The sequence below is a fragment of the Crossiella sp. S99.2 genome, assembly GCF_023094165.1.
In the GTDB taxonomy this organism is placed as follows: Bacteria; Actinomycetota; Actinomycetes; order Mycobacteriales; family Pseudonocardiaceae; genus Crossiella.
In genome coordinates this window covers 374,756-398,746 of the sequence record NZ_JALMDK010000002.1, presented here as the reverse complement: position 1 = coordinate 398,746, position 23,991 = coordinate 374,756, and the positions used below count along the sequence as shown (strand labels likewise).

The 23,991-nt window shown below is 70.6% G+C and carries 15 protein-coding genes and 1 tRNA gene; 8 read left to right on the top strand and 8 right to left on the bottom strand.

Annotated elements, in window-relative coordinates; genetic code table 11:
* Together MZC64_RS08380 and MZC64_RS08375 are read left to right on the top strand one after the other, a co-directional pair.
* The gene (locus tag MZC64_RS08380) at positions 1 to 1,266 is read left to right on the top strand and encodes a 6-phospho-beta-glucosidase (protein WP_247761446.1); all 1,266 of its coding nucleotides are present in this window, start codon (positions 1 to 3) and stop codon (positions 1,264 to 1,266) included.
* Entirely contained in the window at positions 1,263 to 2,318 is a 1,056-nt protein-coding gene (locus tag MZC64_RS08375) for an N-acetylglucosamine kinase (protein WP_247761444.1), read from the top strand. The genes MZC64_RS08380 and MZC64_RS08375 overlap by 4 nt, the downstream gene beginning before the upstream one ends.
* Positions 2,319 to 2,364: 46 nt before the next feature.
* Here the strand turns inward: MZC64_RS08375 and MZC64_RS08370 are convergent, their stop codons facing one another.
* On the bottom strand, positions 2,365 to 3,255 hold the full coding sequence (locus MZC64_RS08370; RefSeq protein WP_247761442.1) for a hypothetical protein: 891 nt from the start codon (positions 3,253 to 3,255) through the stop codon (positions 2,365 to 2,367).
* Between the two features lie 145 nt (positions 3,256 to 3,400).
* Between MZC64_RS08370 and MZC64_RS08365 the strand changes: the two genes are divergently transcribed.
* Entirely contained in the window at positions 3,401 to 4,201 is an 801-nt protein-coding gene (locus tag MZC64_RS08365) for an SGNH/GDSL hydrolase family protein (protein WP_247761440.1), read from the top strand.
* Positions 4,202 to 4,670: 469 nt separating this feature from the next.
* Here MZC64_RS08365 and MZC64_RS08360 read toward each other — a convergent pair whose 3' ends face one another.
* A complete protein-coding gene (locus MZC64_RS08360; protein ID WP_247761438.1) occupies positions 4,671 to 7,481 on the bottom strand; it encodes a BTAD domain-containing putative transcriptional regulator in 2,811 nt (936 codons plus the stop codon).
* Positions 7,478 to 10,297 carry a BTAD domain-containing putative transcriptional regulator gene (locus tag MZC64_RS08355; protein WP_247761436.1) on the bottom strand — a complete coding sequence of 940 codons (2,820 nt, stop codon included), beginning with the start codon at positions 10,295 to 10,297 and terminating at the stop codon, positions 7,478 to 7,480. The genes MZC64_RS08360 and MZC64_RS08355 overlap by 4 nt, the downstream gene beginning before the upstream one ends.
* A gap of 150 nt (positions 10,298 to 10,447) precedes the next feature.
* Here MZC64_RS08355 and MZC64_RS08350 point away from each other — a divergent pair, with 150 nt between their 5' ends.
* The gene (locus MZC64_RS08350; RefSeq protein ID WP_247761434.1) at positions 10,448 to 11,539 is read left to right on the top strand and encodes an ADP-ribosylglycohydrolase family protein; all 1,092 of its coding nucleotides are present in this window, start codon (positions 10,448 to 10,450) and stop codon (positions 11,537 to 11,539) included.
* A gap of 1 nt (position 11,540) precedes the next feature.
* Here the strand turns inward: MZC64_RS08350 and MZC64_RS08345 are convergent, their stop codons facing one another.
* The 4 genes from MZC64_RS08345 to MZC64_RS08330 all read right to left on the bottom strand — a co-directional run bounded on the left by MZC64_RS08345 (position 11,541) and on the right by MZC64_RS08330 (position 17,880).
* Entirely contained in the window at positions 11,541 to 13,115 is a 1,575-nt protein-coding gene (locus tag MZC64_RS08345) for a hypothetical protein (RefSeq protein ID WP_247761432.1), read from the bottom strand.
* Between the two features lie 173 nt (positions 13,116 to 13,288).
* On the bottom strand, positions 13,289 to 15,742 hold the full coding sequence (locus MZC64_RS08340; RefSeq protein ID WP_247761430.1) for a family 20 glycosylhydrolase: 2,454 nt from the start codon (positions 15,740 to 15,742) through the stop codon (positions 13,289 to 13,291).
* A gap of 140 nt (positions 15,743 to 15,882) precedes the next feature.
* Entirely contained in the window at positions 15,883 to 16,908 is a 1,026-nt protein-coding gene (gene mgrA, locus MZC64_RS08335; RefSeq protein WP_247761658.1) for an L-glyceraldehyde 3-phosphate reductase, read from the bottom strand.
* A 741-nt stretch (positions 16,909 to 17,649) separates the two neighbouring features.
* Positions 17,650 to 17,880, bottom strand: a complete 231-nt coding sequence (locus MZC64_RS08330; RefSeq protein ID WP_185001360.1) for a hypothetical protein — start codon at positions 17,878 to 17,880, stop codon at positions 17,650 to 17,652.
* A 481-nt stretch (positions 17,881 to 18,361) separates the two neighbouring features.
* Here MZC64_RS08330 and MZC64_RS08325 point away from each other — a divergent pair, with 481 nt between their 5' ends.
* A complete protein-coding gene (locus MZC64_RS08325; protein ID WP_247761429.1) occupies positions 18,362 to 19,150 on the top strand; it encodes an FHA domain-containing protein in 789 nt (262 codons plus the stop codon).
* A 12-nt stretch (positions 19,151 to 19,162) separates the two neighbouring features.
* Positions 19,163 to 19,522: a hypothetical protein gene (locus tag MZC64_RS08320; protein WP_247761427.1), complete on the top strand. Its 360-nt coding sequence runs from the start codon at positions 19,163 to 19,165 to the stop codon at positions 19,520 to 19,522.
* A 162-nt stretch (positions 19,523 to 19,684) separates the two neighbouring features.
* Here MZC64_RS08320 and MZC64_RS08315 read toward each other — a convergent pair.
* A tRNA-Thr gene (locus MZC64_RS08315) sits at positions 19,685 to 19,757 on the bottom strand.
* Between the two features lie 176 nt (positions 19,758 to 19,933).
* Here MZC64_RS08315 and MZC64_RS08310 point away from each other — a divergent pair.
* Positions 19,934 to 21,361, top strand: coding sequence for a trehalose-6-phosphate synthase (locus MZC64_RS08310; RefSeq protein ID WP_247761657.1), 1,428 nt, complete (start codon positions 19,934 to 19,936; stop codon positions 21,359 to 21,361).
* A 70-nt stretch (positions 21,362 to 21,431) separates the two neighbouring features.
* A complete protein-coding gene (otsB, locus tag MZC64_RS08305) occupies positions 21,432 to 23,960 on the top strand; it encodes a trehalose-phosphatase (RefSeq protein WP_247761426.1) in 2,529 nt (842 codons plus the stop codon).
* Positions 23,961 to 23,991 lie beyond the last annotated feature (31 nt).

Below are 23,991 nucleotides of genomic sequence, written 5' to 3'. Positions count from 1 at the left end.
ATGAAGCTCACCGTCGTCGGAGGCGGCTCCACCTACACCCCTGAGCTGATCGACGGCATCGCCGGGCGCAGAACGAGCCTGGCGGTGGACGAGATCGTGCTGGTCGACCCGGACGAGCACCGGCTCTCGGTCATCGGCGAGTTCAGCCAGCGGTTGCTCGACCACGCGGGTCACCCGGCCCGGGTCCGCACCACCACGGACCTGGAGTCCGGGGCCGAGGGCGCGGCGGCGGTGCTGCTGCAGCTGCGCGTCGGCGGGCAGGAAGCCCGCCGCTCGGATGAGACCTTCCCGCTGGAATGCGGCTGCGTCGGTCAGGAGACCACCGGCGCCGGTGGGCTGGCCAAGGCGTTGCGCACGGTGCCGGTGGTGCTCGACATCGCCGAGCGGGTGCGGAAGGTGACCGGTCCGGACACCTGGATCGTCAACTTCACCAACCCGGTCGGCATCGTCACCAGAGCACTGGTGCAGGCCGGTTTCCGGGCGGTGGGCCTGTGCAACGTGGCCATCGGCTTCCAGCGCTACGTCGGCAAGCTGCTCGGCGCGGCCCCGGAGCAGGTGCGGCTGGGCCACGTCGGCCTCAACCACCTGACCTGGGAACGCGAGGTGCTGGTGGACGGCGTGGACGTGCTGCCCCGGCTGCTCTCGGAGTTCGGCGATGACCTGGCCGGGCACATCGGGCTGCCGGCCGAGCTGATGCGCAGGCTGGGCGTGGTGCCCTCGTACTACCTGAAGTACTTCTACAGCCACGACGAGGTGGTGGCGACCCAGCGCACCGAACCGCCGCGGGCGGAGGTGGTGAGCCTGGTGGAGAAGGAACTCATGGGTGTCTACGCCGATCCGGCCGTGGTCACCAAGCCCGAGGCGCTCTCCCAGCGCGGCGGCGCCTACTACTCCGAGGCCGCCGTCCAGCTCGTGCACGCCCTCACCGGCGGCGAGCAGGGCGCGGAGCACGTGGTCAACGTGCAGAACAACGGCACACTGCCGTTCCTGCCCGACGACGCGGTGATCGAGGTTCCGTCCATTGTGGACACCAACGGGGCGGTCCCGCTGCCGGTGGCCCCGGTGGAACCGGCCTTCGCCGGCCTGATCAGCCACGTCACCGGCTACGAGTACCTGGCCCTGGAGGCCGCGCTGCACGGTGGCCGGGACCGGGTGGCCAACGCGCTGCTGGCGCACCCGCTGATCGGGCAGTGGAGCATCGCGGAGAAGCTGGCCGACCAGCTCGTCGCGGAGAACGCCGACCTGCTGCCGTGGGCGAAGGCATGAGCGACAGACCCGAGATCAGTGATCTCGTCCTGGCCATCGACGGTGGCAACAGCAAGACCGACGTGATGCTGGTGACCCGGGACGGCCAGGTGCTGTCCCGGGTCCGCGGGCCGGGCTCACCGCCGCAGACCGTGGGCATGCAACGCGGTCTGGACACCTTCGAGCGGCTGATCGTGGAGGCCGCCCGGCAGGCGGGCTACCGCGGTGAGGCGCCCTTCGCCGCGCACACCTCGGCCTACCTGGCAGGCGCCGACCTGCCCAAGGAAGAGCAGTTCCTGCAGGAGGCGATCACCGCACGGGGCTGGTCGGCCACCACCATGGTGGCCAACGACACCTTCGCGCTGCTGCGCGCGGGCAGCCCCACCGGCGCGGGCGTGGCGGTGGTCTGCGGCGCTGGCATCAACGGCGTCGGGGTGGCCCCGGACGGCCGGGTGCACCGCTTCCCGGCGCTGGGCCGCATCTCCGGCGACTGGGGCGGCGGCGCGCACCTGGGCAGCGAGGCGTTGTGGCTGGCGGTCCGGGCCGAGGACGGCCGGGGCAAGCCGACTGAACTGCTGCCCGCGGTGCTACAGCACTTCGCGGTCGGCAGCATGCTGGAGCTGATCGAGCGGCTGCACTTCGGCGAACTCTCCGAGGACGTGCTGCACGAGCTGTGCCCGCTGCTGTTCCGGGTGGCCGCCGCCGGTGACGCGGTGGCCGCCGAGGTGGTGGACCGCCTCGCCGAGGAGGTCAGCCTGCTGGCCACGGTGAGCCTGCAAAGCCTTGGCCTGACCGGGGAACCGGTGGACGTGGTGCTCGGCGGCGGGGTGCTCACCGGCGTGGGCGCCACCGTGATCGACGAGGTGGCCCGCCGCTGCAAGGCGGTGGCCCCGCTGGCCACGGTCAGCGTGGTCGAGGTGATCCCAGTGGTCGGCGCGGCACTGGCCGGCCTGGACGCGCTGGGCGCCGACCGTGCCGCGGAAATCCGCTTACGCGAGTCCTTTTTGGCCCCAGCCACGGATGAGAGCGCTCCAATCGCCGACGGCGACGCCGGGGAACCGGCCGCCGTGTGACCCCGGGTGGTCCCGTCCTGCCCTGGCCGGGACCACCCGGTTCCCATCAACGCCGGACAACCCTGAGGTAGCCGCCGGCGTTCTCATCGTCGGTGCCCAGCAACAGCTCGGCGCACGAGCTACTCACACAGGTCACCGCCTCGATCTTGTGCCCCGCATAGGCGCCCAGCCCCCGAGGCTGCTTGGCCACCTCCAGCCGGACCCCGTTGTCCCCAACGGAAACCCGCCCCGCCGAGTACAACGCGGAGTCGAACGGCCCGTCGTCCCCCGGGTCGGACGCCGAGGAGATGAGCAGCTCCCCGTTGGCCAGGACCACCAGGTCGGACACGTGCCGCACCTTCGCCTTCGGGTAGGGCACCCGGATCTCGGCACTGCGCTTGGGCCCGAAGGTCAGCTTGTCCAGATCGAACTCGGCCGCGTACAGCGTGCCGGGCCGGCTGTCCTGCCCACGATCAGCCCACAGCGCAACGGTCCGCCCACCAACCGAGGCCAGCTGGAAGCTCTCGTAGTCATCCCCGGCCAGCCCCGTGGGCACCTGGAAAGTCCGCAGCACAACGGCTTCACCGCCGCTGACCCGGATCTGAAAGCCCTTGCCCGCACTACCCAGCACCAGGAACTCGCCACGCCGACCCGGCACGGGTTCGATCGATTCCAGGTCAACGGGCAGTTCGCCCCGCCACTCCAGCGGCTCCACCTTGGGCGTCTTGCCCGCGCTCTGCCGCACCCTGGCGATCCGGTTCTGCCCCGGTTTCTTGTTGTCCCGCACGATCAACGAGTCAATCCGGCCGTCCTCGCGGTCAACGACCACCGCCCCACTGACCCCGGACAGAATGTCCGCCCCGACCCGCTGCCACGGATCGCCCGGCGCCGCCTGCGCGGCCGGAACCGCCGTGAGCACCCCAAGAACCGCCAACGCCCCAACCACAACCTGACGCATGCGCCGAAGTCTCACCAGACCCCGCCCCGCCAGGTTCATCCCTTCAGCCCGACCACCCACAAAACCGGGTATGTTACCGATCGGTAACTGACGCTACCGTAACTGACGGTAGCGTAGGTCGGCTTCGGCTTGTCATGCTGCCAGGATGCACACGCCGCGAGAAGGGGAGGCCGCACCGCGCCTCTGGGGGTCCTACGTCGCCTTGGGCGACAGCTTCACCGAGGGTATGGACGACCCATGGCCCGACGGCAGTTTCCGTGGCTGGGCAGACCGTTTGGCCGCGCACCTGGCCCGCGCCCGCCCCCAGCTCCGCTACGCGAACCTCGCGATCCGGGGCAAACTGCTCGGCCAGATCATCGACGAACAACTGCCCGCCGCGATAGACCTCAGTCCGGACCTGGTCACGTTCTGTGCAGGCGGCAACGACATCCTGCGCCCCAGCAGCGACCCAGACGCCCTGGCCGCCCAGTTCGAAGAGGCCACCGCCACCCTCCGAGCCACCGGCACAGACGTAGTCATCTGCACCGGCTTCGACACCAAAGAAGTCCCGATAATGCGCCGGGTAAGAGGCAAGGTAGCCACCTACAACGCCCACCTACGCGCCATCGCCGACAAACACAACTGCCACGTAGTGGACCTGTGGTCGATGACCGTCCTCCAAGACCCCCGAGCCTGGAGCGACGACCGCCTACACCTCTCCCCCGAGGGCCACGAACGAGTAGCCCTACGAGCCTGCGTAGAGCTAGGCATCCCAGTAACCGCAGACTGGTCAGAACCCTGGCCAGCCACCGACCCCCCAGACTGGCTGACCCTCCGCCGAGCAGACCTCAAGTGGGCCAAACAACACTTCGTGCCATGGCTAGGCAGAAGACTGACCGGCAAGTCCTCCGCAGACGGCATCGAACCAAAGCGCCCCCAGCTCGCGGAGCTTTGCGAGAAGCCCTGACCAGACCGCCTAGGTGACCAGCGCCCACTTGTTGCGAAACAGGCGTGGCGCGCAGCGACACGGCGAGCCCTTAACCAGCGGCGGGGTACCGATTTTTCGCGTTGCCTTGTCGTGGTCTCGACGCATCCGAAGCTTGCTTCGCGTGCGGCGAGGCCACGACGAGGCGACTTAGAAGCGAAAAATCCAGCGTGCGGAGCACGCCAATAAAACACAGCACACCCGGCATCCGGGGACGCGGATGCCGGGTGTGACGAGTGGGCGGTGAACCTCCCCCAGAAGGCTCCCCCAGTACCGCCGTGCCGGTGGTGCAGCGCGAACCAACCACCGACACGACTAAAGATTTCATGGCCCGCTTGACGGAGCCTAACCGCGAACTAAACGAGATCAGCGGGGCTTGGCGGGTAGCCTCCAGTGTGCCGTCTGAGACGCCGGTGTACCAGGCTTTTGTCGAGGTTGGCGACAAAAGGACTCAGCCGAGCTGGGCGAGCCGGTCCCGCAGCACTTCCAGTTCGGGCAGCCGGAGCACCTCGTACAGCTCCAGCGAGCGCTGCCAGACCACTCTGGCGCCGGTGGGGTCGCCGCGGGAGATGAGCACCTCGCCGAATTCCATCAGCATCCGGGCTTCCTGGGGCTTGGATCCGGCGGCTTCGGCTGCGGCCACCGCGTCCCGGTAGTACCGCTCGGCCTCGTCCAGCCTGCCCAGGTCGCGGCTGACATCGCCCATGCCGCCGAGCACGATCGCCATCCGGTCGTTGTTGTTGGAGTCGCGGTAGATGTCCAGGGCTTCGCGCAGGTGCACCAGGGCCTGTTCGTGGTCCTGGTGCCGGATGGCGATCTCGGCCATGTTGGTCAGCGCGATGGGCAGCACGAAGAAGTTCCCGATCCGCCTGCTCAGTTCGATGGCCCGGCGGCAGGATTCGACCGCCTCATCCTTGCGCCCGGTCTCGTAGAGGTACTGGGTCATGTTGCTGGACAACAACGCCAGCGAGGCCAGGTCGCCGATCTCCTCGGCGATCCGGTACGCGGTGGAGTCGTGGTGCAGGGACAGTTCGGGCAGCCCGCGGCGCCCGTGGATCATGCCGAGGGCGGTGTGGATGCGCACCTCGCCCCACCGGTTGCCGAGCAGCCGGGCGGCTTCCAGGCCGATCAGGTTGACCTTGACCGCGTCCTCCCACGGGAAGCGGGCGTCCAGGTACGGGTTGAGCATGGTGGGCAGCTGCCAGGCTGCCTCGTGCTGGCCGGATTCGTCGGCGAGCACGATCACCGAGGTCAGGTTGGCCCATTCGGCGTCGAAGAAGCCCAGGGCCTGCTGGCGGTCGTTCAGCGTGGGCTGACGCACGTGCGGCCGGGTCAGGCCGGGGCGCAGGTCGTCCAGGATGGGCCGCATCAGCCGCCGGGCCCGGTCGGCCACGACCAGGTAGTAGTCGAGCAGCCCGCGCAGCGCGCTCTCGCGTTCCTTGTCCTCGGTCTCGTTGCGGAACAGCGCCCGCGCGTACAGGCGCATCAGGTCGTGCATGGAGAACCGGTCGACCTCGTGTTCGATCACCAGGTGCGCGGCGGCCAGCGCGCGCAGCGACCGGCGGGCCTGGGCCACGCCGACCTCGGCCATGGTGGCCATCAGGTAGGGCGAGACGTCCCGGCCGGGATGTCCGCCGAGCAGCCGGAACACGGTGGCGTGCGGGGGCGGCAGGTCCCGGTAGGACAGGTCGAAGGCGCCGCGCACCGAGGTGTCGGTCTCCTCCACGTCCAGCGCGGCCAGCCGTTCGTGCTCGTCGGCGAGTTCCTCGACCAGGTCGCCGACCTCGCGTTCGGGGTTGACCGCGAGCCGGGCGGCGGCGATGCGCAGGGCCAGCGGCAGGTTGCCGCAGAGTTCGGCCAGTCTGCGCACCTGGGCCTGGTCGTGTTCGGAGTGCCGTTCGCCGGCCACCCGGTTGATCAGCTGCACGGTGTCGGCCATGGACAGGGTGTCCAGCGGCAGCACCCTGGCCCCGTTGGTCACCACCAGCCCGTCCAGCCGCCGCCTGCTGGTGACCACGGTGAACGCGCCGCTGGTCGGCAGCAGCGGGCGGACCTGGTCGGAGTCGTGCGCGTCGTCGAGCAGCACCAGCATCCGCCGCCCGGCGATGGTGGAGCGGTACAGCGCCAGCCGCTCGTCGAACTCCGCGGGCACCGATTCCGGCCGCACGCCGAGGGCGACCAGGAAGTGCCGCAGCACCTCGGCCGGGTCCACCGGGGCGTGTTCGGGGTCGAAGCCGCGCAGCGAGGCGTAGAGCTGGCCGTCCGGGAACTCGGCGGCGGCCCGCTGCGCCCAGGTCAGCGCGAGCGCGCTCTTGCCGACGCCCGCGGTGCCGGCGAGCACCGCGATCCGTGGTCCGTCGGCCATCCCGACCAGGCGGTTCAGCCAGGCCAGTTCGGCGTTGCGCCCGGTGAATCCGGCGGGCGCGGGCGGCAGCTGCACGGGCACGCTGGGCAGCGCCGAGGGCGGGGCGAGCGCGCGCTGCTGGCTGGCCGGGTCGGGGGCGAGTTCGTCGGTGAGCACCTGGCGGTGCAGTTCCTGCAGGGTCGGGCCGGGGTCGATGCCCAGCTCGTCGACCAGCCGGACCCGGAAGGACTGGTAGGCGCCGAGCGCGTCGGCCCGCCGCCCGCTGCGGTAGAGCGCGAGCACCAGCTGACCGACCAGCCGTTCCCGGAACGGCTGGTCGGCGACCAGGCGTTGCAGTTCCACCACGACCTCGCCGTGCCTGCCGAGGTCGAGTTCGGCCTGGATCCACTCCTCCACCGCGACCAGCCGCAGCTCTTCCAGTTCGGGCGCGACATCGCGCAGCACCTGGGAGGAGGGCACGTCGGAGAGCACCGGCCCGCGCCAGAGCCGGACCGCCTCGCTGAGCAGTTCCCGCCGGTGCGCGGCGGGTTCGCCGCGGGCGGCGGTGATCAGCGCGCGGGCCCGGTGCAGGTCCACCAGCCGGGGATCGGCGCGCAGCAGGTAGCCGGAGGCGTGCGTGATCAGGGTGACCGAACCGCCGGGGTCGGCCTCGGTGAGCACCCGGCGCAACCGGGAGACGTGCCCGTGCACCACGGTGCGCGCGGTCGGCGGCGGCTCGTCCTCCCACAGCGTGGCCTGGATCCGGTCGTGCCCGACGACCTGGTTGACCTCCAGCGCGAGCAGCGCCAGCAGGCAGCGCGCGCCGGCCCTGCCCATCGGCAGCGGGGTGCCGCCGACCACCAGTTCGACCGGCCCGAGCACGCGGAACTCCAACGGCGGCAACGATTCCTGGTTCACGGGCCGGCCTCCAGCGCGGCCAGCCGGGCCCGCACGGTCTCGGCCTCACCGCGGTCGAAGGCGTCCAGGATCTCCAGTGCCCGCCGCCACTGCGCGGCCGCGGCCGGGCCGTCCCCGGTGGCACTGGCGACATCGCCGAGGCCGCGCCGGGCGAATGCCTCGGTGCGGTTCATGCCGTGGCTGATGGCCAGCGCGAGCGCGCGCCGGTTGGCCGCGGCCGCACCCGCCACCTCGCCGCGTGCCAGCAGCGCCCGCGCCAGGTTGTTCAGCGCGGTGGCCAGGAAGTTGTCGTCACCGATCTCCTCGTCGATGGCCACCGCGCGCTGGAAGTAGGTCTCGGCCCGTTCCGGCCTGCCGGAGTCCAGGGCCAGCACGCCCAGGGTGTTGTTGATCGCGGACTCGGCGTGCCGGTCGCCGATCTCCTGGTTGTGCCGGATCGCCTCGGCGGCGGCGATCTCGGCCTCCGCGCCGCGGCGCAGCCAGGCCAGCGCGCCGGCCACGTTGGTGGCGGCGCGGGCGGCGGCGTGCCGGTCCCCGGCCTGGGTGGCCGCGGCCAGCGAATCCCGGTAGTAGCGCAGGGATTCGTCCCGGCGGCCGAGCCGGTGGGTGGCCGCGCCGAGGCCGTTGAGCATCATCGCCACTCCGGCGCCCTCGCCCGCCGCGGTGGCCGCGGCCAGGCCCAGCTCGTTCACGCTGATCCAGTCCTCCACGCGGTTGCGCACCGCCAGGTAGATGGAAACGGGTCGGGCCAGCAGCCAGGTCTCCCTGGGGAAGTCTTCCTCCCTGGCCAGCCGGATGACCGCGACGGCGTTGGCGCGCTCGGTCTCGAACCAGCGCAGGGCCTCCTCCGCGCTCCAGTCCGGCACGGGATCGGCCTCACCGCCCGGTGGCAGGCCAAAACCGTGGGTAGAAGGACTGAACTTCACCGCGGCGTGCGCGCACCAGCGCCAGTAGTAGTGAATGAGCCTGCGCTGGGCCGCCCGCCGCGTGGTTTCACCCAGTTCGGTGCGGGCCAGTTCGCGGGCGTGCAGCCGGATCAGGTCGTGCAGGGCGAAGCGGTCCCGGCGTGGTTCGGCCAGCAGGTGCGCGGCGGTGAGCCCGCGCAGCGCCCGCCGGGCCGCGGCCGGGGTGATGCCGGCCAGCGCGGCGACCAGGTCCGGGGTGAGGCTGGGCCCGGGGTGCAGGCCGAGCAGCCGGAACACCGCGGCGGGTTCGGGCGCGAGGTCCCGGTAGGAGATGTCGAAGGCGCCGCGCACCGAGGAGCCGTCCTCCTCCAGTCCGGCCAGCCGGTGCTGCTCATCGCGCAGTTCGGCGGCCAGCTTGCCGGGGTTGCCCGCCGCGGCCAGCCGGGCGGCGACCACCCGCAGCGCCAGCGGCAGGTCCCCGCACAGCGCGGCCAGCTCGTCCAGCACCGCCGGATCGGCCGTGCGGGCCTCGCTGGCCAGCAGCGCGACGCCGACCGCGCGGGGCAGCGTGCCCAGGGTGTGGATGCCGGCGCCGTGGCTGACCACCAGGCCGTCCAGCCGCCGCCTGCTGGTGATCAGGGCCAGCGAGCCGCCGCCGGGCGGCAGCAGCGGGCGGACCTGTTCGGAGTCGCGGGCGTCGTCCAGCAGCACCAGCACCCGCCGGCCGGCCAGCATCGAGCGGTACAGCGCCAGCCGTTCGTCGAAGGGCACCGGCACCGCGTCCGCGGCCAGCCCCAGCTCCAGCAGGAACTGCCGGAGCAGCTCGGCCGGGTCGGCCGGCGGATGTTCAGGGTCGAAGCCGCGCAGCGCGCCGAAAAGCACCCCGTCGGCGAAGTGCCCGGCGGAGCGGCGGGCCCAGGTCAGCGCGAGCGCGCTCTTGCCGATGCCACCCGCCCCGGCCAGCACGCCGACCGCGGACTCACCGGCCTGTTCGGCCCTGGTCAGCAACCCGTCCAGCCATGCCTGTTCCGCGGTCCGGCCGGTGAACCCGGCGGCGGGGACCGGCAGTTCGGTGGGCGCGGGCGGCGCGCTGGCCTCGGTCTCCGGCTGGCAAGAGCACAGCGCCGGATCGTCGGTGCGCACCCGGTCGATGAGTTCGCGCAGCTCCGGCCGCGGGTCAAGGCCGAACTTGGCGGAGAGGCGTTCCCGGTAGTCCTCGTAGGTGCGCAGCGCCTCGGTGCGGCGGCCGCAGCGGTAGAGCGCGAGCACCGCGTACTCGGCCAGCCGCTCCCGGAACGGCTCGTCGGCGTGCAGCAGCTGGATCCGCGGCAGCAGCTCCTCGTGCTTGCCGAGGTCGAGCTGGGCGGCGAAGTACTCCTCGGTGACGGTGAGCCGCAGCTCGGTCAGCTCCGGCCGCACCTCCCGTTCCAGCACCGGCGAGCCCAGTCCGCTCAGCGGCTCGCCCCGCCACAGCTCCAGCACCTGGCCGAGCAGGTCGGCGCGCGGGCCGGGCGGCAGGTCGCGGGCGGCCGCGGCCAGCCGGCGCGCCCGGTGCGCGTCGACGAGATCGGGATCCATCCGGAGCAGGTAGCCGGGCGCCCGGGTGTCCAAGGACACAGGCAGCGCCAGCTCGGTGAAGAGTTTGCGGAGCCGGGAGACGTAGCCCTGGACGATGGTGCGCGCGGTCGCCGGGGGCCGTCCGGCCCACAGCACCTCGGTGATTCGTTCCGCGCTGACCACCTGTCCCGGTTCCGTCACCAGCGCCGCGAGCAGGCAGCGCACGCCTGCGCCGCCTACTGGCACCGGTTCCCCGTCCATCACGAGTTCCACCGGCCCGAGCAGGCGGAACCCGACGCGGTTGATCGTCGACCCTGGCAACCAGGTCTCCGCCACCTTGTCTTCGCGCCGCACGGTGGGCACGTTACGACCTTTCGTCATCCCCTGGGTAAGTAGCGGTACCGCATTCCGTAGTAGTACGGACGACCCAGACGGGGGATCGCTCGTTAGTGTTTCCACAGAGACATTCACCAGAGTCATCCACCCGAGGACGCCGGAGGCGAAGTGCCCGCAGATCCGACGGCGCTCCTGGACCGGGGCGCCGGCTGCCTGCTCGGCGGCGCGGTCGGCGATGCCCTCGGCGCTCCGGTGGAGTTCCTGGCCCGGCCGGAGATCCGCCGCGAGTTCGGCCCCACCGGCATCACCGACCCGCCGCGACCGGCCCTGATCACCGACGACACCCAGTTGACCCTGTTCACCGCCGAGGGCTACCTGCACGCCTGGGTACGCGGCAAGCACCGCGGTGTGTGGGGGCCGACCGAGACGGTGTGGCAGAGCTATCGGCGCTGGCTGACCACCCAGCAGCTGGACGGCCCGGCCCCGCTGGCCCGCGGCCTGCTCGCGGACAAGCGGATGTACGCCAGCCGGGCGCCGGGGGTGACCTGCCTGCGGGTGCTGCAGTCGGCCACCCTGCCCAACACCACCAGCGACTCCCGCGGCTGCGGCGGGGTGGCCCGTGCCGCGCCTGCCGGGTTCGCGCCCACCCCGCAGACCGCCTACCAGCTGGGCTGCGAGTTCGCCGCGCTTACCCACGGTCACCCCTCGGGCTGGGCGCCCGCGGGTGCGCTGGCCCTGATCGTGCACCTGGTGGCGGTGCGTCAACGCCCATTGGGGGATGCGGTGGATCAGGCCACCGGCCGGGCGCTGCGCGATGACCAGGAGACCGGCCTGGCGCTGGCCGCCGCGGCCGCGCTGGCCGCCGCCGACTCCTCCGCGGCCCGCCGGGTGCGCGAGGCCCGCGCCTTCGGCAGGCCGGTGCCGGCCGGTGGTCCGTCGGCGAATTCGGTGGAGAGCCTGGGCGCGGGCTGGGTGGGGCCGGAGGCGCTGGCCATCGCGGTCTACGCCGCGCTGACTCATCGCCGCGCCGAGCAGTTCCCGGACGCGCTGCGGCTGGCCGCCAACCACTCCGGCGACAGCGATTCCACCGCGGCGATCACCGGCAACATCCTGGGCGCGCTGCACGGCACCGCGGTGCTGCCCAGGGAGTGGCTGGGCATGCTGGAACTGTCCGACGTGATCGAGCAGACCGGCCGTGATCTGGCCGCCTCCTGTGCCGGGCTGCCCTTCGACGAGGAGCACTACCTCTTACCGGAGTGAGTCACCTCTTCCGCGGCGGCACCTTGACCTCGCGCAGCTTCTCGTACTGGGTCACGCAGGCATCGGCAGGCACGTACGGCGAGCAGCGGCCGTCCGGCATCCGGTTGACCTGGGCCACCCAGGCCAGGAAGCCGACCGACTCGTCGTTGCGCGGCATGTGCCGGTCCGCGATGGCCGACCCGGCCGAGCCGAGCAGCAGCAGCATCGCGGCCAGCAGGCCGATCCGGGCGGGCAGCCCGACCTTGCCGGAGCGGGCGAACCGCGGCCGGGGCACGCCGAAGCGCTCCACCGCCAGGAACACCGCGTACCCGGTGAGCACCAGCAGGCAGTACAGGATCTCGGCCACCGTGCGCGGGTAGAGCTGGACGGCGTTCTCGGCGTACATCCGGCTGGCGAAGTAGAAGCGCAGCAACCAGGTGCCAGCCAGGCAGGCCACCACCGCGATCACCACGGTCCGGCGCAGCCCGAGGCCCAGCGCCACCGCGAGGCCGATGACCAGCACGATGGTGAACAGGCCGACGCCGCCGAGTTCGCCCAGCGGCGGCCAGACCCCGACCGGGCCCGGCAGGTCGGTGCGCCACATGGAGAAGTAGGCCGGGTCGGTGAAGACGTCGAAGTAGAAGTACTGGTCCTTGGTGCTGCCCGCGCCGCGCAGCAGGCCGTACAGGTGCCTGATGCTGACCAGCGCGAACACCGCGGTGGTGACCGCGACCAGGGCCACGCCCTTGCGCGGGGCCGCCTTCCAGGGGAAGACCAGCAGCAGCGCGAGCACCGCGCCCGGCGCGGACCAGACGTACCAGCCGGAGTAGAGCAGGAACAGCAGCCCGAACCCGACGCCGAAGGCCGCGCCACCGAGCAGCAGCTTGCGGAAACTCGCCTGGTCGGCCCGGCGCACCGTCTGCAGGAAGCGGACCAGCACCGGGATGAACACGACCAGCGCCAGGTTGGCGTAGGGCTTGTGCGGGTCGATCAGCGGCAGCGTGGAGACCACGCCGATGCCCAGTGCCCAGCCGGGTCGCAGCACCAGCCGCCAGGCCAGGTAGGCCAGCGGCGCGAACAGCGCGACGCCGATGATCTGCACGTCCTGCAAGGCGAATCCGGCCGGTTCGCCGGTCAGCCAGCTCCAGGCGGCGAGGGCGTAGACCGACAGCGGCGGGTAGTTGCTGGGCATCGACTCGCCGCGGAGCAGGCCCTCGGCCCAGCGGATCAGCACCCCGGAGTCGCCGTGGTTGGCGTGCAGGGCCCAGGAGGTGCCGCGCAGCGCGACCAGCACGCCGCCCGCGACCAGTCCACCGGCCAGGCCGGAGATGGCGGCCGTGGCCAGCCGCCCGGCCAGCGCCACTCCGGCGCCCTGGCGGATCCGCGCGGCCAGCAGCACCACGGCGATGAGCACCAGGCCGAGCAGCACGAACCGGAACTGGAGTCCGGCCAGACCGCTGACCTGGCCGAGCCGGTCCAGCGGATCGACGTCGATGGTGCCGCTCCAGGCCAGGAAAATCGTCAGAGCGACAAAGGCGACGACAATCTCCAGTAGTGGCGCTATCCACCTGGAAGTGGTGCGATTACTGGGTGTCACCGGAGCGCTTTCGAGCGTGACGGTCTGGTCGTCGAGCGGTCGCTCGACCGTATGGCTGGACACAGCTTTCCCCCAAAGAAAGTCCAGGCCAGACTACAGGACCGAAGTAGTTACCCACCACTAATGAATGGGAAACAACAACTCGGGAAAAAGTTGCCTCGGAAATCTGATCGTTATAGATCGAGGATGTCGTTGCCCAGTTCGGTGTAACCCCAGGGCCCCTGACCGGGTGAACCCTGCCAACCATGCCGGATGCGCCCGTTGTCGGCCCGCACGAAGAACACCGACCGGCCGATGTGGTCCAGGTGCACCCCCGGATCGCCGGTGAGGTCCCCGCTCAGCTCGGCCTGGTCCCACGGGCCGAGGCCGGGCCGGGTCTGCCAGCCGTGCAGCAGCGTGCCGTTGTCCCGGCGCACGAAGTAGGTGAGCCGGCCGGCCACGTCCAGCAGCACCGCCGGATCGCCCGCGACCGCCGAGCCGAGCTGGGTGAACTCCCACGGTCCGTTGCCGGGGGTGCGCTGCCAGCCGTGCAGCAGCTGACCGTCCGCGCGGCGGGCCAGGAAGCAGAGTTTTCCGCTGGTGTCCAAGGCGATGCCGGGATCGCCCGCCACGTCACTGCCCATTTCGGCGAAGTCCCAGGACCCGCCGACCAGGGCCGCGGTCCGCCAGCCGTGCAGCAGTTTTCCGTTGCTGCGCCTGGCGAAGAAGACCAGCCTGCCCTGCACGTCCAGCGCGAGCGCGGCATCCCCGGCCACCGCCGCGTTGCCCACCTCGCTCAGCTCGAACGGCCCGCCGGAACCCGCGAGGCGTTCCCGGCCGAAGAGCAGGCCGCCGTTGCTACGCCGGGCCAGGAAGCAGAGCCGCCCGGCCGCGTCCAGCACCATGCCGGGCGAGCCGGTGAGCCCGCTGCCGAGTTCGTCGTACTCCCACGGTCCGGTGCCGGGGCTGTACTGGCGGCCGTGTTCCAGGGTGCCGTTGCGGGTGCGGGCCAGGTAGCGCAGCCGCCCGTTGATGTCCCGGACGGTGATCGGATTGCCGACCACCCCGCCGCCCTTGACCCCGCCGACGGTGTCCCGCCGCCACGGCCCGTTGCCGGGGGTGTACTGCCAGCCGTGCTCGATCTTCCCGTCCACCCTGGTGGCGAAGAAGGTCATCTTCTCGTAGCCGTCCCTGGCCACGCCCGGCCCTGGACCGGTGGGCAGGGCGGGCACGTGCCGGTAGCCGGGCGCCCGGCCCAGGCCGTAGACGGCGCCGCGCAGATCGGTCCAGCGCGCCTGCGGCCGGGGCGAGCCCCAGGCCAGCTGGCCCACGGCGCGGTAGGTCTCGAACAATCCGGCCGCGGTGGCCTCGTTGCTCTCGTGCAGCTCGATGGGCGGGTCGTTGAACTGGGAGAGCCGGATGCCGAGCAGCTTGGGGTGGTCATCCGGCAGGTCCTCGGCGCCCTGGAAATCGCCCACCCGCAGGGTTTCGTAGATCCGCCGGGCATCGGACTTGGGCCGTTGCGTGCCATCGGGGTTGCGGCCGCCGACGTGGTAGAGGAAGTCGTCGTGGCAGTTGACCAGGCCGTGCCCGCGCGCGGCGAACTGGCTGACCGTGACCGAGGCGGTGTGCGTGGAGTTCCAGTGCTCCACCACGATCTCCGGGTCCAGCTTGACCACCTTGGGGAAGGTGCGCTGCATGTCGTTCCAGACCCGCATCTTCTTGCCGTGCCTGCGAATCACCTCGTAGGCGTCCATGATGAACCCGGTGAAGGTGTCCCAGCCGTTGGCCTGCGGGCCGTGCCTGCGGCGGCCGTATTCGGCCAGCTGCGGGTAGTCGTCGATCGGGCCCCAGTGCGGGTATTCGTCCGCGCCCAGGTGCCACCACGGGCCGTCGAAGAGTCCGATGTGGTCCTCGATCAGCCCGAGCGCCCAGGCGCGGGCCGCGTCGTTGCTGAGGTCGAGGGCGTTGGGCCGCCGGTTGCCGTTCTGCTCGCGCAGCTGGAATTCCGGGCGGGCGGGCAGCACCTGGTCCATGTGCCCCGGCATGTTCAGCTGCGGCACGATCGTGACGTGGTACCGCTGTCCCAGCTCATTGATCTTGATCAGCTCGTCGCGGGTGGTGCCGACGCCGTCGACGTAGATCAGCAGCTCGTTGAACTTCTGGTAGGACAGATCACGGATCTGGTTCTCCCACCAGGACAACCCGAAGTGCTTGGTGGCGTTGTTGATCAGCATCGCGCGCATCGGGTACCGCGGCCAGTCCAGCACCCGCCCACCGGGCAGGTTGGTGGATCCGCGCAGAAGCTGCACCGCGGTCCGCCCACCCCAGTACACCCCGGCCGGTTGCGGCGCGCTGATCCGCAGCACCGCGCCGACGGCGAGTTCGTAGCCCTCCGTGCCCAGCCGGGGATCGTTGCCGCCCAGGGTGAGCAGCAGGTCGCCGGGCACCGCGTTCTGCGCTGGCCCTTGGTGCACACCGATCTCGGGCACCAGCAGCGCCGCGGTCAGATCGGCGGCGAGGGTGCGCGCGTCGGCCAGCAGGCGATCGGCGTGCGCGGCGTCCACCACGATCCGGCTGCCGGGCCGGAAGGTGAAGGCGTCACCGCCCGCCGACCATTCCTGTACTCCGGGAAGCGTGACCACCATGTCGTTTTCCCCCCGACCCCAGATCGGCTTTTGGCCGAACCTAGTGGGCCGGGCGGCCAGGAGAATCCGCCGTCAGAGCGAGATCGCGCCGGAGAATGACCGCCGATGGTCGGCGATCATGTCTCCGGCGCGATCAATGCTCAGCTGTCCGAGGAGCCGGCCCACAGGTTGATGCCGGAGTCCACCGCGTACTTGTCGATCTCCACCAGCTCGTCCGCGCTGAAGTCCAGGTTCCGGGTGGCGGCCAGGTTCTGCTCCAGCTGCGGGACCGAGCTGGCCCCGATCAGCGCCGAGGTGACCCGGCTGTCCCGCAGCGTCCAGGAGATCGCCAGCTGGGCCAGGGACTGCCCGCGCCGCTGGGCGATCTCGTGCAGCGAGCGCACCCGCCCGAGGTTCTCCTCGGTGAGCAGGTCGGTGGACAGCGAGCCGGCCCGGCTGGCCCTGGATCCCTCGGGCACGCCGCCGAGGTACCGGTCGGTCAGCATTCCCTGTCCCAGCGGCGAGAACGCGATGCAGCCGGCGCCGACCTCTTCCAGCACGTCGAGCAGTTCCGGCTCGATCCACCGGTTGAGCATCGAGTAAGAGGGCTGGTGGATCAGCAGCGGCACCCCCATCTCGCGCAGCAGCGCGGCGGCGGCGCGGGTGCGTTCGGCCGAGTAGGAGGAGATGCCGGCGTAGAGCGCCCGCCCGCTGTTCACCGCGGCCGCCAGCGCGCCCATGGTCTCTTCGAGCGGGGTCTCCGGGTCGACGCGGTGGGAGTAGAAGATGTCGACGTAGTCCAGGCCCATCCGGTCCAGGGACTGGTCGAGTGAGGCGAGCAGGTATTTGCGGGAGCCCCAGTTGCCGTAGGGCCCCGGCCACATGTCGTAGCCGGCCTTGGTGGAGATGACCAGCTCGTCCCGGTAGGGGTGCAGGTCGTCGGCGAGCATCCGCCCGAAGTTCTCCTCGGCCGCGCCGTAGGGCGGGCCGTAGTTGTTGGCCAGGTCGAAGTGGGTCACGCCGAGGTCGAAGGCCCGGCGCACGATGGCCCGCCCGCTCTCGTACGGGCGGTCACCGCCGAAGTTCTGCCACAGCCCCAGTGAGACCGCGGGCAGCTGGAGGCCACTGCGCCCGGAGCGCCGGTAGCTGATCTGGTCGTAACGCGCGGAGTCGGCCAGGTAGGACACGCTGCTCCCGGTGGTGTGCGTCGCTGCCACGCGGTCGACGGCCCGCGCAGAGATAGGTTGGACACACAACTAAACCATGCTGAGCCATCCGGAGCAGCCCCTCGGGCGCGGACGAGCCCGGACCGAACCGGACGTCCTGCCCGTCCGGGCGCTCTTTAGTGGCTCATCTCCAATTTTTTCCATAACGACCTGGCACCCTGCCATTGACTTACCGGAAAATTACCAAGGGTCAACGCAGACCAATCCGCAGGTGGACTGGAGACGCACCGCCGGTACACCCGACGGAGAGTAACGACACACTCGGGGATTACCGACCGCATGCTCACAGTGGGTAACCCGAGCTGGTGCCGAGGTCGCATTTGAGACACAGATGGACCAGGAGCTACCGTCGGGTCAGCACCGTCAGTGCAGCTCAGCCGCCGTCAATCGGGTGGCCGCTCCCGGCCATCCAGGGCCACCTATCTCAATAAGACCTTAAAACTTCAGGATGTCCAACCGCTTACAGTGAATGCCTCGCACCAGTCTTCCGAGGTAAACGGGCGGCGCCCGGACACAAACAGTGACCACACAGTCCGAAGCCCTCGCCCGTCAGGTTGACTACATCGCGGAAAATCAGAGACACTGGTGTCACCTACAACTGGGGTGTTGCAGGTCACAAACGGTGACGGTAATTGTTCCGGTCACAAAGGTGTGCGGAGCCGACCGGTGGTGCAACACCGGCCGACTCCGCACGGGAATGGATCAGTGACTGTGGTCCGCTTGCAGAGCGACCAGCCACAGCCCGATCCGGAGCACGGTGAGAAGCGTCTGGATCGCCAACCAGCGGCTCAGGCGCTTCTCACATGCTCGGCACCCGAGATCGCCGCTGATCGCCGATCGGCCCTCGCCGAACAGGTGGACCCGAATGCGGTCCCCGAGTTCGGCAAGGAAGCTGCCGAGACGACGCCAGGCTCCTCGTTTGAAGTTGTCCATCGGGCGGTTTCTCCTGATGGTCGTGGCCCGGTCGGATCCGGACTCCCGCGTTGGGGGAACCCTGGAGTCTCGGAACGCCTGCCCACCGGCTCATCCAGATAGTCCCCCATCTCTGGATCGATCACCAAACCGCCACGAGGCAACCAAAGCCGATTTAGCTCACACTCCGAACCGGAACTTTCACCGAACGAAGTTCCAGCAGCTCAGGACTGCCATTGGTCGACTACCAGACCAATGAGGGCCCGAGTCGAAACAGGTCAGCCTAACCTGACCTATTGCCGCCGAAGCGATATTTGCGAGCAGCACTGCCGGGAATGTTGTTCAGCGCAAAACAATTCCGCGGTCACTATTGGTCTGGACAATTCGGGGCCTAGTCGCGGCCCGGCTCGTCCCTTTCGGGCAGTCGGCGCACCTGGATGGCGGTATCACCTGGTCAGCCGGGTCCGGACCCTGTGTGCACCTCTTGTTCGGGGGAGGACACATGGTCGATCCAGCCGCCCACGAACCCCGGTTCACCGTGGTCTCCCGGGGCACGATGCACCGATTCGTCTTCGTGGTGCCGCCAGGGCGGTCCGCGGTGGGCCGGACCGGGGACATCGCGCTGCCCAGTGACGCGATCAGCCGCAGGCACGCCAACCTGGACCGCGCCGGGGACGAGGTGTTCGTCAGCGATCTCGGCTCCACCAACGGCACCTGGCTCAACGGGCAGCGGCTGCACGGCCCGCGCCCGCTGCACGACGGCGACCTGCTCCGCCTGGGCGGGCTGGAGTTGCGGTACTCCGCGCCCAGCGGCCCCAGTCAGTACTACCCGCGGGACAGTTACCGGGTGCAGGACGTGCACGGCGGGGCGATCAACATCGGGCCCGGTGAGCAGCACGTGGCCGGGCGGGACCAGTACGACAACCGCGCCTACGACCAGCGGCGCTACGACCAGCGCCGGTACGAGGAAGCGCACATCAACATCGACACCGACCCGATGACCGCGCTCACCGAGGGCGCGGGCGTGGGCAGGCTGATCATGGCGGTGGGCCTGCTGATCGCACTGGCCGGCTTCGCGCTGTTCGCCTGGACGATCTTCTCCGGCATGTCCGGGATCTCCGGCGGCAGGCCGATCGACCCGTTCGGCCTGAAGTTCTACGGCCTGCCCGCGGTCCCGCTGGGCTTCGGCGCCTTCGCCGCGGGCGGCATCATCGCCTCCATCGGCGGCGCCATGGCCAAATCCGCCCGCCGCCGCCGGGATCGCGCCGAGCGCCGCCGCAACCGCTACTGATCCGGAGGGACCATGCGCGACAGCTACGACATCAGGGGTGTGCACGGCACCAACGTCAACATCGGCCCCGGCCAGCAATACGTGGCAGGCCGCGACCAGCACATCGGCCCGGGTCACGAACTCCTGACCGAGATCCAGTCCCTGCGCCGGGCCCTGGACGACCTCCGGCTGACCGGCGCCGAACGCCGCGAGGCCGACCGCGCGCTGGACGAGGTGGCCCAGGAACTCCAGTCCCCGCAACCGGATCGCAGCCGCATCGCCACCCAGACCAACCGCCTGACCACCCTGCTGCAACGCGCGGGCGCGCTGGCCACCGCGGGCGCGGCCCTGCTCACGCCATTGGGAGCGCTGACGGCCTGGCTGGGGTTCTGAAACCCAAGGCCGAAGGCCAAGGACCGTGGCCGAAGGCCCGCACACAGCGCCCCCGCTGGTTCGGCACCCACCGCACCGTGGGGGTCCGGGGGCTCGGCCCCCGGGATGAACAACGGGCCACGTCGAAGCCGCCAAAGGCGGCGAGCAGACGAGGTGGCCGCGAGCCGGTGACGGGACTTGAACCCGTAACCTTCCGCTTACAAGGCGGGTGCTCTGCCAATTGAGCTACACCGGCATGGCGTCAACGGGACGCCGGAGAACATCGTAAGCGGCGATGCGCGAACCGCATAACAACCGCCCGATTGCGCACTGTGACAGCCGTTACGCCAACAGGTAGCTCTCGGAGGTTGTGGATAACCTCGGGTCACGGATCCCTGTCGACTTGAGGAGGCGGACCCGGTGGGTACCACGATGGACTCGACGGCTGACTTCATCGTGATCGCCAACCGCCTACCCGTGGACCTGGAGCGGCTGGAGGACGGCACCGAGCGCTGGAAGCGCAGTCCCGGTGGACTGGTGTCCTCTCTGGAACCCTTCCTGCGCTCGCGCAGCGGCGCCTGGGTCGGCTGGCCGGGGGTGGCCGACGCCCAGGTCGAGCCGTTCGAGGAGACCGGGGTGCAACTGCACCCGGTGCAGTTGAGCGCGCAGGAGGTGCGCGACTACTACGAGGGCTTCTCCAACGGGACGTTGTGGCCGCTCTACCACGACGTGGTCGCCCCGCCCGCCTATCACCGCAAGTGGTGGGACGCCTACGTCAAGGTCAACCAGCGTTTCGCCGACGCCACCGCGAAGATCGCCGCCGAGGGCGCGACCGTGTGGGTGCAGGACTACCAGCTGCAGCTGGTGCCCGCGATGCTGCGGGAGCAGCGGCCCGACCTCCGGATCGGGTTCTTCCTGCACATCCCGTTCCCGCCGGTGGAACTGTTCATGCAGCTGCCCTGGCGCGGGGAGATCATCCGCGGACTGCTCGGCGCGGATCTGGTCGGATTCCACCGACCGGGTGGCGCGCAGAACTTCCTCTGGCTGGCCCGCAGGCTGCTCGGGCTGGAGCCGACCAGGGGCGCGGTGGGGGTGCGCACCCGGCCCGGCCTGGTGCCGGTGGGTGACCGGCTGGTGCGGGTGGGCGCGTTCCCGATCTCCATCGACTCCGCCGGGCTGGACACCCTCGCGCGCACCAGGGAGGTGCAGGCGCGGGCCGCGGAGATCCGCCGTGAGCTGGGCAATCCGCAGAAGATCCTGCTCGGCGTGGACCGGCTGGACTACACCAAGGGCATTGACGTCCGGTTGCGCGCGCTGCACGAGCTGCTGGCCGAGGAGCGGATCAACTCACAGGACGTGACCATGATCCAGCTCGCCACCCCCAGCCGGGAGCGGGTCGAGCACTACCAGCAGATGCGCGAGGACATCGAACGCGGCGTCGGGCGGATCAACGGCGAGTTCGCCAGGGTGGGTCACCCGGCCGTGCACTATTTGCACCAGTCGGTGGACCGCAAGGAGCTGGCCGCCTTCTTCTGTGCCGCTGATGTGATGGTGGTGACACCGGTTCGAGATGGTATGAACCTCGTCTGCAAGGAGTATGTGGCCTGCCGACATGACCTCGGTGGAACACTTGTCCTGAGTGAGTTCGCCGGAGCCGCCGCCGAACTCACGAGCGCTTTTCTCGTCAATCCGCACGATCTGGACGGCGTGAAGAACGCTTTGCAGGCTGCCCTCACCGTTGATCCGGCCGAGGGCCGCCGTAGGATGCGCGCGCTGCGCCGCCAGGTCCTCACCCACGACGTCGACCGCTGGGCTCGATCGTTCCTGGAAGCCCTGGGCACGCAGAGCAACGCAACATAGGTGGCGCCCATCTCCCGGGGCGCGCCCACATAGTTCTCAACCGCCCCGAACGCCACGTAGGAGGAAGGCGTTGACCGCCGAGACCCTCCCCATCGAGTTGCGGCGCGCGATCATTCAGCTGGCTCGGACTCCGAGGCTGCTGGTCGCCTGCGACTACGACGGGACCCTGGCCCCGATCGTCGCCGATCCCGAACGTGCCCGGCCGTTGCCGGAATCGGTGAACGCGCTGCGATCGCTGGCCGCCCTGCCCGCCACCACGATCGCGGTCATCTCCGGACGCGCGCTGCGCGACCTTGCCACCCTGTCCAGACTGCCCGCCGAGGTCCACCTGGTGGGCTCGCACGGCTCCGAGTTCGACGTCGGCTTCGTGCACGAACTCGACGCCGCGGCCAAGGACCGGCTCACCCGGGTCCGCCGCGCGATCGAGGAGATCGTCACCGACGCCCCCGGCGTGCACCTGGAGTTCAAGCCCGCCTCGGTGGCGGTGCACTCCCGGCGGGCCGAGCCGGAGGTCGGCGAGCGCGTCTTCGCCGCGGTCCGCCAGGGCCCGTGCACCTGGGCGGACATCCAGGTCACCGAGGGCAAGGCGGTGATCGAACTGGCGGTGATCCAGACCGACAAGGGCCACGCCCTGGACGTGCTGCGGCACCAGGTCGCCGCCTCGGCCGCGTTCTTCATCGGCGACGACGTCACCGACGAGAAGGCATTCGTCCGGCTCACCGGCCCCGACCTGGGCATCAAGGTGGGTGACGGGGAGACCGCCGCGGAGTACCGGATCCCGGACACCGCCGAGGTCGCCCTGGTGCTGGCCTTCCTGCTGGAGGAGCGCCGGCACTGGCTCTACGGCGAGCAGGCGGTGCCGATCGAGCGGCTGACCATGCTGGCCAACGAACGCTCGGTCGGCCTGCTGACGCCGGATGCCCGCCTGACTTGGTTGTGTCACCCCGAGCCGGACTCGGCCGCGATCTTCGCCGACCTGCTCGGCGGCCCCTCCGCCGGTCACTTCTCGATCAAGCCCGAGCGCAACGGCCTGCCGCTGGGCCAGCGTTACGTGCCCGGCACCATGACCGTGGAAACCCGCTGGTCCAAGCTGCTGGTCACCGACTACCTGGACCACTACGCGCCGGCCCAGCGCACCGATCTGGTGCGGGTGATCTCGGGCAACACCACCGCGCTGGTCACCTTCGCGCCGCGGCCGGAGTTCGGCCAGGTCCCGGTGTCGCTGGTGGCCGAGGACGACGGGCTGCGGGTGCTGGGCACCTCGGACCCGATCGTGCTGCGCTCCCCCGGCGTGCACTGGCAGATCACCAGCGACGGCCAGCACGACACCGCGCAGGCCATCGTCGCGGTGCACCCCGGCTCGCCGGTGGTGCTCGAACTCCGTTGTGGCACCGACGATCTCGCGGCCGCGACGACCCCGGAGGCCGAGCGGCGCGGCCGCGCGGACGCCTACTGGACCGAGTGGCTGGCCGGGCTGAACCTGCCCGGCACCCAGCGCGACCTGGTCGCCCGCTCCGCCCTGACGCTGCGCGGTCTGCAGCACGGCGAGACCGGCGCGTTCCTGGCCGCGGCCACCTCCTCGCTGCCGGAGGAGATCGGCGGGGTGCGCAACTGGGACTACCGCTACTGCTGGGTGCGCGACGCGGCGCTGTCCGCGCAGGCCCTGGTGTCGGTGGGCTCGCTGGCCGAGGCCGAGGCGTACCTGGGCTGGCTGCACACCGTGCTGGGCACGCTGGCCAGCCCGGAGCGGCTGCACCCGCTCTACACCCTGCACGGCACCACCCTCGGCCCGGAGGCCGTGCTGGACACCCTGCCCGGCTACGCGGGCTCGCGCCCGGTGCGGGTGGGCAACCTGGCCAACCAGCAGGTCCAGCTCGACGTGTTCGGCCCGGTGGTCGACCTGGTCAAGAAGCTGACCGAGGCCAGGGGCAAGCTCACCGACGAGGACTGGCGCATGGTGGGGGCGATGGCCGAGGCGGTCACCCGCCGCTGGCACGAGCCCGACCACGGCATCTGGGAGGAGCGGGCCGCACCCCGGCACCGGGTCTACTCCAAGGTCATGTGCTGGGTCACCCTGGACCGGGCGCTCGCCCTCGGCGAGAGCTTCGGCCGCGAGGTCGACCCGGAATGGGCCACCCTGCGCGAGACCATCGCCGCGGACGTCCTGGAGCACGGCTGGAACGACGAGGTCCAGTCCTTCACCACCGCCTACGACGGCACCGACCTGGACGCGGCCACCCTGCACATCGGGTTGTCCGGCCTGATCGACCCGACGGACGAGCGCTTCCAGGCCACGGTCACCGCGACCGAGGCCGAACTGCGCTCCGGCGTCACCGTCTACCGCTACCACCGCGACGACGGCCTGCCCGGCACCGAAGGCGGCTGGCACCTGTGCGCCGCCTGGATGATCGAGGCGTACCTGCTCACCGGCCGCCGGACGGAGGCCGAGGAGCTGTTCCAGCAGATGGTGGACTGTGCAGGGCCGACCGGCCTGCTGCCGGAGGAGTACGACCCGGTGGCCGAGCGCTCGCTGGGCAACCACCCGCAGGCGTACTCGCACCTGGGCCTGATCCGCTGCGCCCAGCTGCTCGACGCCTGAGGCGAAAGCACCAACGAACGGGCCGTCGCGC